The organism is Stakelama portus (assembly GCF_003171655.1).
GTDB lineage: Bacteria > Pseudomonadota > Alphaproteobacteria > Sphingomonadales > Sphingomonadaceae > Sphingomonas > Sphingomonas portus.
The window spans coordinates 401,933-417,136 of sequence record NZ_QFZL01000004.1 but is presented as its reverse complement, the minus strand read 5'-3'; the positions used below and the strand labels follow the sequence as shown (position 1 = coordinate 417,136).

The 15,204-nt window shown below is 64.3% G+C and carries 17 protein-coding genes; 8 read left to right on the top strand and 9 right to left on the bottom strand.

Translation table 11 applies throughout. The annotated features are described in order from the left end of the window. Positions 1-78: 78 nt before the first annotated feature. Entirely contained in the window at positions 79-549 is a 471-nt protein-coding gene (gene rpsG / locus DKB74_RS13475) for a 30S ribosomal protein S7 (RefSeq protein WP_109808661.1), read from the bottom strand. Positions 550-647: 98 nt separating this feature from the next. Next, complete coding sequence (gene rpsL, locus DKB74_RS13470) at positions 648-1,019, bottom strand: 30S ribosomal protein S12 (protein WP_109808832.1); 372 nt, start codon at positions 1,017-1,019, stop codon at positions 648-650. A gap of 290 nt (positions 1,020-1,309) precedes the next feature. Between rpsL and DKB74_RS13465 the strand changes: the two genes are divergently transcribed. Further along, positions 1,310-1,963, top strand: a complete 654-nt coding sequence (locus DKB74_RS13465; protein ID WP_109808660.1) for a hypothetical protein — start codon at positions 1,310-1,312, stop codon at positions 1,961-1,963. Further along, the gene (locus tag DKB74_RS13460; protein ID WP_109808659.1) at positions 1,947-2,441 is read left to right on the top strand and encodes a bactofilin family protein; all 495 of its coding nucleotides are present in this window, start codon (positions 1,947-1,949) and stop codon (positions 2,439-2,441) included. Before DKB74_RS13465 ends, DKB74_RS13460 begins: the two co-directional genes overlap by 17 nt. 259 nt (positions 2,442-2,700) lie before the next feature. On the opposite strand, the gene DKB74_RS13455 is transcribed toward DKB74_RS13460, so the two are convergent. Beyond that, complete coding sequence (locus DKB74_RS13455; protein ID WP_109808658.1) at positions 2,701-3,138, bottom strand: MAPEG family protein; 438 nt, start codon at positions 3,136-3,138, stop codon at positions 2,701-2,703. A gap of 83 nt (positions 3,139-3,221) precedes the next feature. Between DKB74_RS13455 and DKB74_RS13450 the strand changes: the two genes are divergently transcribed. Both DKB74_RS13450 and DKB74_RS13445 read left to right on the top strand, forming a co-directional pair. After that, entirely contained in the window at positions 3,222-3,683 is a 462-nt protein-coding gene (locus DKB74_RS13450) for a GFA family protein (RefSeq protein ID WP_109808657.1), read from the top strand. A gap of 230 nt (positions 3,684-3,913) precedes the next feature. Continuing rightward, positions 3,914-6,022, top strand: coding sequence for a M3 family metallopeptidase (locus DKB74_RS13445; RefSeq protein WP_239987519.1), 2,109 nt, complete (start codon positions 3,914-3,916; stop codon positions 6,020-6,022). Between the two features lie 48 nt (positions 6,023-6,070). Here the strand turns inward: DKB74_RS13445 and DKB74_RS13440 are convergent, their stop codons facing one another. The 3 genes from DKB74_RS13440 to DKB74_RS13430 all read right to left on the bottom strand — a co-directional run bounded on the left by DKB74_RS13440 (position 6,071) and on the right by DKB74_RS13430 (position 9,550). Continuing rightward, positions 6,071-7,246, bottom strand: coding sequence for a S41 family peptidase (locus tag DKB74_RS13440; protein WP_109808656.1), 1,176 nt, complete (start codon positions 7,244-7,246; stop codon positions 6,071-6,073). After that, complete coding sequence (lpdA, locus tag DKB74_RS13435) at positions 7,243-8,658, bottom strand: dihydrolipoyl dehydrogenase (protein WP_109808830.1); 1,416 nt, start codon at positions 8,656-8,658, stop codon at positions 7,243-7,245. Before lpdA ends, DKB74_RS13440 begins: the two co-directional genes overlap by 4 nt. Positions 8,659-8,794: 136 nt before the next feature. Continuing rightward, on the bottom strand, positions 8,795-9,550 hold the full coding sequence (locus tag DKB74_RS13430; protein WP_145961001.1) for a hypothetical protein: 756 nt from the start codon (positions 9,548-9,550) through the stop codon (positions 8,795-8,797). A gap of 446 nt (positions 9,551-9,996) precedes the next feature. On the opposite strand from DKB74_RS13430, the gene DKB74_RS13425 reads away from it, so the two are divergent. Further along, a complete protein-coding gene (locus DKB74_RS13425; protein ID WP_109808654.1) occupies positions 9,997-10,644 on the top strand; it encodes an RluA family pseudouridine synthase in 648 nt (215 codons plus the stop codon). Beyond that, the gene (gene arfB / locus DKB74_RS13420; protein ID WP_109808653.1) at positions 10,641-11,048 is read left to right on the top strand and encodes an alternative ribosome rescue aminoacyl-tRNA hydrolase ArfB; all 408 of its coding nucleotides are present in this window, start codon (positions 10,641-10,643) and stop codon (positions 11,046-11,048) included. Before DKB74_RS13425 ends, arfB begins: the two co-directional genes overlap by 4 nt. A gap of 6 nt (positions 11,049-11,054) precedes the next feature. Here the strand turns inward: arfB and DKB74_RS13415 are convergent, their stop codons facing one another. Then, positions 11,055-11,624 (bottom strand): hypothetical protein, encoded by a 570-nt coding sequence (locus DKB74_RS13415; protein ID WP_145961000.1) that lies wholly within the window; start codon positions 11,622-11,624, stop codon positions 11,055-11,057. A gap of 156 nt (positions 11,625-11,780) precedes the next feature. Between DKB74_RS13415 and DKB74_RS13410 the strand changes: the two genes are divergently transcribed. Then, positions 11,781-12,263, top strand: coding sequence for a GAF domain-containing protein (locus DKB74_RS13410; RefSeq protein WP_109808651.1), 483 nt, complete (start codon positions 11,781-11,783; stop codon positions 12,261-12,263). Positions 12,264-12,379: 116 nt separating this feature from the next. Next, positions 12,380-13,162 carry an RcnB family protein gene (locus tag DKB74_RS13405; RefSeq protein ID WP_109808650.1) on the top strand — a complete coding sequence of 261 codons (783 nt, stop codon included), beginning with the start codon at positions 12,380-12,382 and terminating at the stop codon, positions 13,160-13,162. A 151-nt stretch (positions 13,163-13,313) separates the two neighbouring features. Here the strand turns inward: DKB74_RS13405 and DKB74_RS13400 are convergent, their stop codons facing one another. Next, positions 13,314-14,600, bottom strand: coding sequence for a M28 family metallopeptidase (locus DKB74_RS13400; protein WP_109808649.1), 1,287 nt, complete (start codon positions 14,598-14,600; stop codon positions 13,314-13,316). A gap of 59 nt (positions 14,601-14,659) precedes the next feature. Further along, positions 14,660-15,115, bottom strand: a complete 456-nt coding sequence (locus tag DKB74_RS13395) for a universal stress protein (RefSeq protein ID WP_109808648.1) — start codon at positions 15,113-15,115, stop codon at positions 14,660-14,662. Positions 15,116-15,204 lie beyond the last annotated feature (89 nt).

Sequence of the window (15,204 nt, the reverse complement as noted above, 5' to 3'; positions counted from 1 at the left end):
GGGGCCGGAAATGCCCTTGGCAGACGGCAATGATCGGTGCGGGACCAGTCGCGGCGACCGGTCCCGCCCATATAGGTATTACCAGCGATAATGCGAGAAGGCGCGGTTCGCTTCCGCCATGCGGTGCGTGTCTTCGCGCTTCTTCACGGCATTGCCGCGATTGTTCGCCGCATCCATCAGCTCGCCCGAAAGGCGGGCCGACATGGTGTTCTCGCTGCGATTGCGGGCCGCACCGATCAGCCAGCGAATGGCCAGCGCCTGGGCGCGCTCGGGACGGACTTCGACCGGCACCTGATAGGTCGCACCACCGACGCGGCGGCTGCGGACTTCGATGCCCGGCGCAACATTGTTCAGCGCTTCGTGAAAGACGCCCAGCGGGTCCTTCTTCGCACGCGCTTCGATCGTGTCCAGCGCGCTGTAGACGATGCCTTCGGCGACGGCCTTCTTGCCGTCCAGCATCACGCTGTTCATGAATTTCGAAAGGATCTGATCTCCGAACTTCGGATCAGGCAGGATTTCCCGCTTTTCGGGACGACGACGACGAGCCATTTCTGTTTCCTTGACTAATTCAGCCTGTCCGGAACCTCTGGGAACCCGTCAAAGCACGACTTTGACGAGAACCCTGTCCGGGGCTTACTTTGGCTTGCTTACTTCGGACGCTTCGCGCCGTACTTCGAACGGCTCTGGCGGCGGTCCTTGACGCCCTGCGTGTCGAGCACGCCGCGCAGCACGTGATAGCGCACACCCGGAAGGTCGCGCACACGGCCGCCGCGGATCAGCACCACCGAGTGTTCCTGAAGGTTGTGACCTTCGCCCGGGATATAGCTGATGACTTCGCGCTGGTTGGTCAGGCGAACCTTGGCCACCTTGCGCAGAGCCGAGTTCGGCTTTTTCGGAGTCGTCGTATAGACGCGGGTGCAGACGCCGCGCTTCTGCGGGTTCTGCTCCATCGCAGGGACCTTGCTCTTGGCCTTCTGCGCTTCACGGCCCTTGCGGACCAGCTGGTTGATCGTCGGCATGAAGCCCTTCACCTTTGTGTTACCGGCAATTCCGGCGGTTACTTTGCTGGAGCCCTGGTACAGAGAATGCGAAAAGACCCTCGGGGCCTTGCCGACCCCCCGGGCCTTGACGTCTCCAACAACGTTCAGCTCTTGCGTACCGAAGGCAGGCGTCGCGTCGGAATACCGACTACAGCCCCCTTGCGGGACGCGGCCCTATAGCGATGCCCCATCGCAGGGTCAATGGGGCTGGGCGCTCGCGCATGCGATCCTAACGGAGTCGCAAGACCTGGCCGTTACCAGCAGCGGCAATGTATCTTGCAACACCCCTGTACGGCAGTTTTCGGCTGCGCGCATCCCCCTGGCGCCGGGCGCTTGCGCCGGCCTGCGTGGTCGCCGGCCTGCTGCTGACCGCGTTGCTCGGCGCCCTGCCCGGCCAGCCGCGCATCGCCGGCATGGCCATGCTCGCCGACTCGCTGGCATCGCCCGGACTGGTGGGGCTCGGCTATGCTGCGGCGGCGGGACTGATGGCGTGGCTGCTGGCTGCGTCCTGGAGTCGCCCGGTCGCAACCCCTGCATCGGGCATGATCGGCGGCGCGCTCGTCGCCCTGCTCATCCTGCCGAATCCGGGCGTGGCCGCGCTGCTCGTTCCGCAAATCGCCGCGATCGCAGTGCGGCATGGCCGAGCACGGACGCAAACCGTCCCGAATATGGTGCAGTGCAGCGCACTCCTGATCGCCGCTTCGGCGGGCGGCGCGCCCGCGATCCTCGGCTGGGCGGGCGGGTTAATATTCGGGGTTGCAACGATATTCGTGGTTAACCGGGGGTTTTCCGCGGCCAATGACAATCCCTCAATGGAACGTATCGGGCACGATTCTCGGCTTTCGACGCCGCTGTGGTATGATTACAACAATGTTAGTCACGAATCCGGGCAAGCGGGAGTAGCTCATGTTCAACAGCAATAAAGGTCGCGACAACAGAAGCCCCACGGTGCCGCCGGCGCCGCCGATGCCGCCTGCCGGTGGCGGCAAGCGCGGCATGTTCTCGGTGATCGGCCCCGATGTGGTGGTGACCGGCAATGTCAGCGCGACTGCCGACCTGCATATCGACGGCCGGGTCGATGGCGACGTCAATTGCGGTTCGCTGGCGCAGGGCGCGGACAGCCAGATCTTCGGCAATGTGAAGGCCGAAAGCGCGCGCCTTGCCGGCGCGATCGAAGGCACGGTCAGCATCAAGCAGCTGACGGTCGAGCGTTCGGCCAAGATCACCGGCGATGTCGAATATGAAAATATCACGATCGAAAATGGCGGCCATATCGACGGGCGCCTCAAACATATGAGCGCAGTCAGCGCCGCCGCCGCGCCGGAACGCCCGCGCGCAGTGGAAAACGCCGACGAAAGCCGCACCTCGGCCTTTTCGACCGGCAATATCGAAGCGGCCTGACCGGGCCGCGATCCGGTTGCCCGCCGGGCGACCGCAGGAATATCGGGGCGGCGGCTGTCGGGGGGCAGCCGCCGCCCCTTTTCATTCCGCAGCATCCCGCCGCATTGTCCGAAACGGCGCCAATCGACTCCATAGCGGAGGACTCCGGACTCGGCGTCGCCGCCAGACGGCGATAGGTTCAGCAATACCGGGCGCCCGCGTGCGCCCCGCTCCTCCCCGGGGACCGGTCGGATACTCCCGGGTCCGGCCGGTCTTCCGCCTAGCGCAGCATCGCGCCTGCCGTCGCCATATCGATGGCGAATCCGATCCACATCGCCATCAGCACCGCGCAGGAGGCCAGATAGACCATCGCGCGGGTCGGCACATGTTTCGGCACGATGTGGACAAAGCTGTGGATGATCCTGAGGATAACATAGACCCAGGCGAGCACCACCTGCACATGGCCGGCATGGTGGGTAATCAGCAGCAACGGCACCAGCGCGAAATAGAGCAGCGGCATTTCGGTAAGGTTGCGCAGATTGTTCGCCGCCATTTCGACCGGCTGAAAATAGCGCAGCGCCGATTCGCTGCTTTCGAAGGTGGCGGGCGCGGGCGGATTGCGCCGGATATGCGCGCCGCGCTGCACGAACATCGTCAGCCAGACGACGAAGATCAGCGCGACCAGCGCGAAACTGGGCCAAAGGATCGGCAGGACCACTTGCTCTCTCCAACAGGGTTGCGCGACAAGAGTGCGCGCTTCATTCGCAACCGTCCAGCGTCGCTAGGAAGGAAGCAACCCTTATGTCCGATCCCGCCCTGCCGATCGAGGGAAGCTGCCGCTGCGGTCGCGTCCGTTTCGCGATCACGGCGCCGCCGCTGCTCACCATGGCGTGCCATTGCACCGGCTGTCGGAAAATGACCGCCAGTGCCTTTTCGCTGTCGGTCGCGGTCCCGCCGGAGGGGTTCGAAATCATCGCCGGAGAGGGAGATATCGTCATCGGCGGGCTGCACGACGATCAGTTGCAGCATCAGCATTGCGACTGGTGCAAAAGCTGGGTCTTCACACGGATCCCCGGCGCCCCGTTCGTGAATGTGCGATCGACCATGCTCGACGATCCGGCGCCCTGGGAGCCGTTCATCGAAACCCAGACGGCCGAGAAACTCGCCTGGGTGACGACTCCGGCACGGCATCGCTTCGAACGCTTCCCGCCGATGGAGGATTTTGCCGCGCTGATCGCCGAATATCAGGGACGTCCGCGCTGAACCGCCCCGCCCTGCAGACCGGACGCCGCTTGCCTCGGTCCGCAATCTTTGCTTCACACACCGCCATGAACGGATCGGCGGCGGTTCGCGCGTTCAGCGCGGCGCAACGGGGAATAGGATATCACCCCGCGCAAACCGCTGCCCAATCGGAGAAACAAATGATGAAAAGCCTGCTCATGGCGGCCGCCGCACCGCTCGCTTTGGGTGCAGCCTTGTTGGGAGGATGCTCCATGTCTGAAACCGCGACTGGCGACGCGCCGGCCACTGCCTCTACGACCACCGATGTGCCGCAAGCGACCGGCTATTTCGCCAGCGAAAGCAGCCTCCCCTTCCACGCACCCGATTTCGCCGCGATTCAGGATGGCGATTTCCAGTCGGCGATCGAACAAGGCATTGCCCAGGGTCGCGCCGAAATCGCGGCGATCGCCAACAACCCCGCTGCGCCGACGTTCGACAATACGATCGTCGCGATGGAAAAATCGGGATCGATGCTCAGCCGCGTGCTGGCGGTGTTCGGCCAGCTGGTCGGCGCCAACACCAACGACACGCTCGATGCAGCCGACAGCGCCACCTCGCCGCTGCTTTCGGCCTATAGCGACGACATCTATCTCAACGACACGCTCTTTCAGCGGGTGAAGGCGGTCTATGACGCGCGCGCCACGCTGGACCTCGACGCCGAACAGAGGATGCTGGTCGAAACCACCTATGCCGATTTCGTCCATGCCGGGGCGCTGCTCGATCCCGCGCAAAAGGCACAGCTCAAGCAGATGAATGGCCGGCTCGCCGAGCTTACCACCGAATTCTCGCAGAAGCTGACCGCAGCGACCGATGCGGCCGCGCCGGTATTCGACACGGCCGAGGAACTGGACGGCCTGACCGACGACCAGATCGCAGCCGCCGCCGCGCTCGCCACCGAAAAGGGGATGCCGGGCAAATATGTCATCGCGCTGATCAACACGACTCAGCAGCCCGCGCTGTCGGTGCTGACCAACCGCGAAACCCGCCGCAAGCTGTTCGAAGCCAGCGTCAATCGCTGCACCAATGGCGATGAATATGACACCACCGGCCTGATCGCCGAAATCGCCGATCTGCGCGCCAAACAGGCGGCTCTGCTGGGCAAGCCCAACTATGCCTCGTGGGTGATGTATGATCGCATGGTCAACACGCCCGAAAAGGCGATGGCGTTCATGAACAGCTTCAACCCCGCGCTCAACGACGCGCAAAAGGCCGAAGCCGCCGAACTCCAGTCCTATGCCCGTTCGCTGGGCGACGACATCACGCTCCAGCCCTGGGACTGGGGCTATTATTCGGAAAAGCTGCGCAAGGCGAAATACGACATCGACGACGCGCAGGTTAAGCCCTATTTCCAGGTGTGGAACGTGCTGGAAAACGGCGTCTTCTATGCCGCGAACCAGATGTACGGCGTCACTTTCAAACGCCGCACCGACCTGCCGGTCTATCACCCGTCGATGCGCGTCTATGACGTGATCGACAAGGACGGCAGCGAACTCGGCCTCTTCTATTTCGATCCCTTCGCTCGCTCGAACAAGCAGGGCGGCGCCTGGATGAGCAATTTCGTCGAACAATCCTACATGACCGGCGACAAGCCCGTCATCGTCAACACGCTCAACATCGCCCCGCCCGCCGACGGCCAGCAGCCGCTGGCGACGTTCGACGATGTGACGACGATGTTCCACGAATTCGGCCATGCGCTGCACGGCTTCTTCGCCAGCCAGCAATATCCCTCGCTCTCGGGCACCAACACCGCGCGCGACTGGGTCGAATTCCCCAGCCAGTTCAACGAGAATTTCGCCACCGTCCCGGCGATCCTCAATCACTATGCCACCCATTATCAGACCGGCGAGACCATCCCCGCCGAACTGGTGGCGAAGATCAAGGCGGCGGGCCAGTTCAACCAGGGCATGAATTTCGGCGAAACGCTCGAAGCCGCGATGCTCGACATGAGCTGGCACCGGCTGAGCCCGTCGGCGGGCAAACAGGATCCGGCGACGTTCGAAACCCAGGCCGAAGCGGCGATGGGGCTTCAGACGACTCTGATCCCGCCGCGCTATCATTCCAGCTATTTCCGGCACATTTTCACCAATGGCTATGCCGCCGGCTATTACAGCTACATCTGGACCAAGATGCTGGCGCAGGATGGCTGGAACTGGGTGGAAACCCATGGCGGGGTCAGCCGCGCCAATGGCGACCATATCCGCGCGACCTTCCTGGGTCAGGGCCACACCAAGCCCTATTCGGTGATGTACAATGATTTCACCGGCCACGATCCCAGCCCGACGCCGCTGCTCAACGATCTGGGCCTGAACAAGGGCGAGTAACCAGCCCGTTCTGACGGCAGCGCTCGATCGTCGGGCGCTGCCGTTCGGCTATTCCTCCGCAGGAACGAAGTCCTCGCGCGGCGTCCCGTCGATCATCATCAGCCGTTCGGCGGGCACTTTCACCACCAGCCCGCTCGCCGGCAGCGCTTCGTCATAGACCGCGCCGACGAGCCCGGCCATGCGGTCGCCGATCACCGGCTTGCCCATCGCGGCGAAACCGATCGCAATTCCCTCGCCCATGCTGCCGGTCCAGCGTCCGACCAGCACGCGCACAGGCCCGGGGTGATATTTGCCCGCGCGCGGCAACACCTGCTCAACCCACTGGCGCGGCACGCCGGTCTGGCGTTCCTCCAGCGGAAGGTTATGCATCTGATAGCCCGTGGGTCCGGTGACGAACCAGCCCAGGATCGCACGGGCGACGACGGTATTGCCGCCGCCGGGCGTGTCGCGCAGGTCGATCGTCACCGGACTATCCGGATCGATCGCCGCCATGGCATCGTCGAACGCCGCCACGGCAGCATCGTCGCCGACCGAATTGTTGAAACGGATCACCGTACCGTCATTGGCGGTGGTCACCGTCAGCGGCGGCCTGTCGCGTTGCTCGACAGTATATAGATTGGGCAGTTCCAGTGTCCGCGCACGCCCATCCGCACCTGCCACTGTCAGGCTGCGTGGCCGGTCGCGCCGTCCCGCCGCCAGCACCCGCGCGGCATAACCCAGCCGGTCCCCCTCGGGCAGCAGCCCCAGCGGCGCCCAGAATGCCGCGACGGCATCCGCCACCGGCACGCCGCCGACTGCGACCAGCCGGTCGCCAGCAACGATGCCAGCGCCCGCTGCCGGGCTGTCCTCGCGCACGGCAGTAATCCGATAGGCGTCCCCCTCCGGCTCGACCCACAGATCCGAATAGCTCGGCACGATCGCCCAATCATCGCGGAACGACCGGCCGGTAATCGCGTGATGATCGGCGAGCGACGCCAGCTTGTCCTCCGCATAATGCAGCAACGAGTCCGCATCGTGGACCGCATCGCGTTCGGCATCGAGCTCTGCCGAATGCGGCGGAACGCCTCCCTCAAACCGGTCGAGATAGGCGTATCCGAATGCGACCATCGTATCGAGCGCAACAGCGTCAGCGGCATAGTCCGCCGCTACAAGCGTGCGCTCCTGAGCCGCCGCTGGATTAGCGACAACCAGCGCGAATGCGAGCGTGGATAGCGCGCGGATCATATATGGACTGCGCGTCCATAGGCCGCCAGCACGCTTTCGTGCATCGATTCGCTGATCGTCGGGTGCGGGAAGATCGTCTGGATCAGCTCGGCCTCGGTCGTTTCCAGCGTCTTGCCGACGACATAGCCCTGAATCATTTCGGTCACTTCCGCGCCGACCATATGCGCGCCGAGCAATTCGCCGGTCTTGGCGTCGAACACGGTCTTGGTGAAGCCCTCCGGTTCGCCCAGCGCAATCGCCTTGCCGTTGCCGATGAACGGGAACATGCCGACCTTCACCTCATATCCCGCTTCCTTTGCCTTGGCTTCGGTCATGCCGACGCTGGCGATCTGCGGGTGGCAATAGGTGCAGCCGGGGATGTTGTTGCGATCCAGACCGTGCGGATGGACATCCTTGTTGCCCAGTTCCTTGGCGATCGATTCCGCCGCCGTCACGCCTTCATGGCTCGCCTTGTGCGCCAGCCAGGGGCCGGGCACGCAATCGCCGATCGCCCAGATGCCCGCCACGCCGGTACGACCATAATCGTCGATCTGGATGAAGCCGCGTTCGGTCTTCACGCCCAGCTTTTCCAGGCCGATTTCCTCGGTATTCGGCACGATGCCGACCGCCGAAATGACATGGCTGAACTCGGCGGTTTCGACCTTGCCGTCCTTGCCCTTGATCTTCGCGGTGACGCCCTTGGCCGTGACGTCGATGCTTTCGACGCCTGCGCCGGTCCGGATCGTCATGCCCTGTTTCTTGAGCTGCTTTTCCAGGAAGGCGGAGACCGCTTCATCCTCGACCGGCACGATCCGGTCGAGCATTTCAACCACGGTCACATCGGCGCCCATATCATTGTAGAAGCTGGCGAATTCGATGCCGATCGCGCCCGATCCCATCACCAGCAATTTGGTCGGCATCTCGCTCGGCGTCATTGCGTGGCGATAGGTCCAGATGCGCTTGCCGTCCGCCTTGGCAAAGGGCAGCTCGCGCGCCCGTGCGCCGGTCGCGACGATGATGTGCTTTGCGGAAAGCTCGGTCGTCTTGCCATCGGCATCCTTGACCGACAACCGGCCTTTACCCGTCAGCGTACCGGTGCCCATATGCACCGCAATCTTGTTCTTCTTCATCAGGTGCGTGACGCCCTGATTGAGCTGCTTGGCAACGCCGCGCGAGCGCTTGACCACTGCATCCAGATCGGCGGTGATCTTTTCCGCGGCCAGGCCATAATCCTTGGCGTGCTGCATATGGTGGAAGATCTCGGCCGAACGCAGCAGCGCCTTGGTCGGGATGCACCCCCAGTTGAGACAGATACCGCCGAGCAGCTCGCGCTCGACGATCGCGGTCTTGAGGCCCAGCTGCGCAGCCCGGATCGCGGCGACATATCCGCCGGGTCCCGAACCCAGAACGATCACATCATAGGAATCAGCCAAGACAAGCTCCATCGATATCCGTCGGATACAGCAAAGACCGCACGCTGCATCCAGAGTGCGGTCTCGCTAGGACGGGTCGCCGCAGGATTCAACCGGGACAGATCATGCCACCGGTTCAAATCGCCTGCAGCCGGGGTTATTTTTGAACGCTGACCGTATAGGCGCCCGTGCCCGATCCTTCATAGGAACCGACACGGATGATATAGTCGCCCGTTTCCTCGGGCGTGAAGGTCAGCATCGCATTGGTGCCGCCGCCGCTATCGTCATCGCCCGCCACCGGTTCGCCGAAACGATCCTGCGCGGAAAACAGCGACAGCACGACATCGAAATCGTCCGACTTCGCGCCGATCGAAACGTCCTTTCCGGCTTCCAGATGGATCAGGAAATCGGCCGACGCGTCGCCTTCGCCGCTATCGTCCAGCGTGCCCTCATGCACCGTCCAGACAACCGTCTCCGAACGGCCGGTAAAGGGCTGCGGCGGCGCGGGGGGCGCAGCCGTCGCGATGCTCAGCATATAATCGCCGAACTGTTCGGGCTCATAGCTCGCCACGCGCAGCCGATAGGGGCCGGTCCTGGACGCCATGAAGGTCAGCACGGAGTCCGTGCCGTCGGGTCCGTCGTCATTGGTTTCGACGACTTCCTCGCTGCGCGGCGCGAAAACCGTCAGGACCGTGTCGATATCGCCCGATGTCGCGGATACGCGATACCGGACGCCTTCCTGCAGCACGACTTCCTTGTCGGCGAAATGGTGCCCGTCGGCATCGACCCAGCTGTCCTCGACAATCGTGCCGGTGTCGCTCCACAGGGGCTTATCCTGCGCAAGCGCCGGTGCGGCATGGAGCATCGCCGCAGCCGCGGCCATGGAAACGGACGAACAGATCAAGGAACGCATTCGGATCTCCCCCAGAACGGATTTCATGCACGCTGGTGTAGCGCCCCAATATCTGTGACGCCACCGACATGAACGTCGGTTGAAGAAGTCCGTGTGCGAAGCCGCTTAGCGCTTGCGCTCGAGCGCCCAGCCCCGTTCGTCCTTGACCATCGCCCGCCCGCATCCCTTGCACCGGCTGCGCATAACCATCTCGTCGCGATGCGCTCGGCGCGAGTCGCGTCGATGTTTTCCGAACAGACAACTCAAACGTTGAACCAGATACATGGCCGTACTCCTGACGGCCTTCCAGGCCCCACCCGAATCGTTCTATACACGTTACAAGTTGCCCGCGCATGGCCGGCGCGGGACTGAGCGATAGTGGTCGTCGCATGAAATGAACGGTCCGGCGCGCGATATCCGGCTATGATCGGCTCGCGGATTTTGCGGCATCGTTTATAGAGGCGCTCATGCTGGCAAACAGAGTTCTCTTCATCGATGCCGAAGCCATCGTGATCGACAAACCGGCGGGCCTGCCGGTCGATACCCCGCGCGATGGTTCGCCCAGCGTCAACGGGCGACTGGACGAGCTTGCCTTCGGCTTTCAGCGGCTCCCCGTCGCAGTGCATCGGCTCGATCGCGACACCAGCGGCTGCCTGTTGCTCGCGCGCAATCCCAAGGCGCTGAAACGCTTCGCCCAGGCGTTTGAGAATGGCATCGTCACCAAACGCTATCTCGCCGTGCTCGACGGCATTCCCGATGCCGATAGCGGCATGATCGACCTGCCGCTCGCCAAGGTGTCGAGCGCGGCGACCGGCTGGCGGATGCGCGGTGATCCGTCGGGAAAACCCGCCCGCACCCGCTGGCGCCGGATCGATTCGGGTAATGGCCGCGCGCTCATTGCCTTTTTCCCCGAAACCGGCCGCACGCATCAGATCCGCGTCCATGCCGCCGAAGGGCTGGGCATCCCGATTATGGGCGATCCGGTCTATGGCGCGGGCGGCCCGGCAATGATGCTGCACGCGGCCAATCTCACCGTGCCGCGGCCCGGCAAGGCCGACGTCAATGCCGGTGCGCCGCTGCCGCCGCATTTCGCCGCATCGGGCTTTGCGCCGTGACCGGCTTCACCATTCCCGACGATGCGATTGTCGAGGAACGCTTCCTCGCCGCGAGCGGCCCCGGCGGGCAGAATGTCAACAAGGTCGCAACCGCGGTGCAGCTGCGCGTCGACGTCTTCCGCCTCGGCCTTCCGCCCTATGCCTATGCCCGACTGAAGGAGCTCGCGGGCAGCCGGATGACCTCGGGCGGCGAACTGATCCTTACCGCGCGGCGTTTCCGCACACAGGAAGCCAACCGGTCCGACGCGCGCGAACGGCTCGCCGACCTCGTCGCCAAAGCGCATCAGCGCGATGCGAAACGCGTAAAGACCCGCCCGTCGCGCGCGGCAAAGGCAAGACGCGTCGACGCGAAGAAGAGCCGCAGCGCCGTCAAGGCCGGGCGCGGCAAGGTGCGCCTCGACTGACGCGCTTCAGTTGGCGCTGTTGCCGGTCGCGCGGCGCTGCTGAACCGGCCGGCTCGAATTCTGCCCCGAATTCTGATGCTGTGTCTGCCGCTCGGTATTTTGTCGCGCGGCATCGGCACGCGCGGCATATTGCCGCAACACTTCGCGCGAAGCCGCCACCGGCGTGCCGTTGGCGATCGACATTTCCAGATCGGTCGCGGTCGTCCCGCCCGAACAGACGAAATCGAGCACCCGCCCGATCGGCCGGTCATAGGGAACTTCCTGCCACCCGCTGCTGCCCGGAACCTGAGTCACCGTGCCGTCGGGCAGTTCGATCGAAATCCGGTCGAGTTCCCAGCGCCTGCCTACGCAATCGAATTGCGCACGGGCGTGAATCGCATCGTTCATTGTGATGAAATAGGTCCAGGCGATGCGCGTGTTGGTGTCGGGGCGCGCAATCGATTCGCGATCCACCCATTGCAGCATCAGCTGCCGGTCGTTGATCGAAGCCGTCACCACCTTCCATTCGGGTTCCGGCGGCGTCGATCCCGTCGCCGCTGCGGACAGCAGCGTCGCGGACATTAGCGCGAAAATCATGTGCCCTCTCCATCGCCCAAAGGGGCGCGATCGGGCCTGCATGCAGATTTGCACGTCGATGCCCAAGCACGATGCGCTCTGGCGACGCAAAGGCGCGACGGGCGGTTTCGCAGCGAACGCTGGCAAGAACGCCCCGGCGCACCTAAATGCCCGGCCATGTTCACGTTCGACATTGCCGGCGCCGATCGCGCCGAATTGTACCGCGATCTCGAATCCGCGCTCGACGGACTTACCGCCGGCGAGAGCGATGCGATCGCCAACATGGCCAATACGGCGGCGCTGCTGTGGCAATTTCTGCCCGATCTCAACTGGGCGGGATTCTATCGCAATGTCGGCGGCGAACTGGTGCTCGGCCCGTTTCAGGGCAAGGCGGCGTGCATCCGCATCCCCCTGGGCCAGGGTGTGTGCGGCACTGCCGCGCAACAGCGCGAAACGCAGCTGGTGGCCGACGTCCATGCATTTCCCGGCCATATCGCCTGCGATGCGGAAAGCGCATCGGAACTCGTCGTCCCGATCCTCTATCAGGGCGAACTGCTCGGCGTGCTCGATCTCGACAGCCCCTCGCCGGGCCGTTTCGATGCCGGCGATGCGGCGGGATGCGAGGCGCTGATGCGGCTGCTCGCCCCGCGACTCGTCTGACCTTCCTGACCCGCATCGGGACTCGTCCGCGCCAATCCGCCATTGGGAGCAGCCCGCCTGCGATGGTAACGTTGCGTTAGCCATATCGGGCGGGGGTCCGGGCTGAGGAGCGTGAAGTGAAACGAGTTCTGGGTATCGCAGCATCCATATTGGCCGCCGGGGCGCTGACGTCGCCGGCCGCCGCGCAGGATGTCAGTCAGCGCCGCGTCCTTACCGACGGACGCTGGAGCGCGGGCGCGGATCGCCCCGGCAGCGACTGGAACGCCAATGTCAACGGCCGCTGGCACGCCGGCTGGGAAGCGCCGGGCGGCTGGAACGGCTATCGCCCGCTGCGACGCGGCGCTTCGTTGCCGCCCTATTGGTTCGATACGCGCTTCCGCGTGCCCAACTATAATTACTGGCATCTCGCCGCGCCGGCGCAGGGCTATTTCTGGTTCCGCTATTATGACGATGCCGTGCTGGTCGATCGCGACGGCCGCATCTGGGACAGTGTCAGCGGCATTCCCTGGGGCGGCGCAAGCGCCAGTGCGAGCGCCTATGCCCAGTCGCAAAGCTATGCGGGCTATGCCGGCCAGCAGCAGGACGGCTATCGCTATTACGGATCCTCCGGGGGGGGGAATGTGCCGCCGGCGGTCGCTCCGCCGGCGGTGCAGTACGGCTATCCGCAGGCACAGGGATGCGGCTGCAACACCTATTATGGCGGCGGCTATTATGTCGTGCCGACCACGACCGTCGTCGTGGTTCAGGGCGGCGGTTCCAGCGTGACGACCACGACCACCACCACCACGGTGGAGGAACAGGTCTATGAAACGTCGGACAGCTATTACACCACCGAAACCGTCCGCACGCCTTCGCGCCGTCGCATTCCCGAACGGCGCGGGAAACTGACGCGACGCTGATCGCGCGTTTCTGAAGTCTGTCCTGTTACTTTTCCGTTCGCCCTGAGCAGGGCTGAGCCTGGCGAAGACCCGTATCGAAGGGCCCTTCGATACGCCTTTCGACAAGCGCAATGGCTGTTCAGGACGAACGGTTCACGACCTAGGTCAGAGGCTAGCGCCGCCCGCGCGTGCCGAACGTCACCAGGCTTTCCGAACCGTCCGGCGCCAGCGCCGAAACGCCGATGAAATGATCGTCGACCACCACGCCTTCCAGCGTCGCTTCGGTGCCGGTGATGTCCCTGCTTTCGGTCCAGTCCGCATCATCCGTCCGGCGCCAGTGGATGCGATATCCCGCCGCGCCCTCGACCGGCTCCCAACGCACCTGCGTATCGGTCGCCAGCGCGCCTGAAATCGCCACGGCCCGCGGCGCGTCGGGCGCATTGGCCAGCCGCCGCACCACCGCGATATTGAGCGCCGTCACTTTCGCCAGATAGGCGAAGTCCATCCGGTCGGGCGTGTCGCCGAACACCCGCGCGCCCTCGCGCCGCACGTCCTGATGCTGCGCATCGTAAAGCTCGACCCCCGATGTGAAGCGGACCGCCGGATATCCGCGCGCCAGAAACGGGATATGATCGCCGCCACGCCCGAACCGGTCGGGCCGGCGGACCAGGAAGACGTCGAGCCCGTCGGGCATATCCTGCGCTACGCCATCGATCGCCTTGGCGAGCGCACGACTCGGCCCGTCATCCTCGCCGCCCGCGGCACGCCGGGCCAGTTGCGCATCGAGGTCCTCCGACACGCGTATCCCTTCGGAAAACACCCGCACGCGATCGGCGATGACGCGCCCGTCCTGCCCAACCGTGTTGCCGACGATATCGTTGTTGAGCACCGCCAGCACGTCCCAGCCATTTTGCTGCGCCGTTTCCGCAAGCAGTTCGCCGCCCCACAGCCCCTGTTCCTCACCCGACAACAGCGCATAGACGATCGTCGCCCGGAACCTCTGCTGCGAAAGGATGCGCGCCGCTTCGATCACCAGCGCGACGCCCGAACCATCGTCGTTCGCGCCCGGAGCATCGCTGGTGAAATCCATGACATCGCTCGCGCGGCTGTCGATATGGGCCGTGATGATGACGACGCGGTGGCTGTCCTCACCCGGCTGAAAGCCCAGTATATCGACCACCTGCACGCCGTCGGGCGCGCGCGGCCCGTCGAACCCGCGTGCGATATTGGCGACATCGATGCAATCGCACGCATCGCCGATCCGCGACAATTCCGCCATTGCCCAGCGCCGCGCCGCGCCGATGCCGCGCATATCGCTTTGCGTGTCCGACAGCGTGTGGCGCGTACCGAACCCGACCAGCGTTTCGACATCGGCGCGCAGCCGTGCGGGATCGGGTGCATCCTGTGCCCGCGCGACGAACGGAAGCAACAGGGCGGCGGCGAAAAACAAAATGCGCATGGTGCAGGACTTGGCGCGAACCGCCCCGCGCCTCAAGCGACTTCGTATGAATCAGCGCATCAACTCAGCCGGTCGATCGCTTCCTTGTCGAGTCCGCCCGGAATGATGAACACCGGCACCGGCAGGCTGCCCGCGTCATTCCCCGAAAAATGCGCCACCATCGGCCCCGGCGCACCGCTGGGCGCGGCGCCCAGCACCAATGCGGCGATGTTGCTGTCTTCGGCAATCATCTTGCGGATGATCTTCGCGCCGTCGCCGCGCTGCACGGTGATCGCCGGTTTCAGCCCCGATTCGGAGAGCAATGTGCCCGCCGCGCGCGTGACCAGCGCTTCGGCACGGTGCAGCGCCTCATCCTCGATCGTCGCCATCACCCCGCCCCACTGGACGAATTCCGGCTGCGGCACGAGCGCGAGAATTTCCACATTTCCGCCGGTTTTCACCGCACGGCGGGCGGCAAAGCGCAGGGCGATTTCCGCCTCAGGGCTTTCATCGATAACGACCAGATAGGTGCGCATGGATCGAATTCCTCTCCGGCGTCATTAGCACAGTGGAGAAGCCACCGCGCAAGTCCGCTACGTAATTGCCGAATAAGCCGGTCTTGACC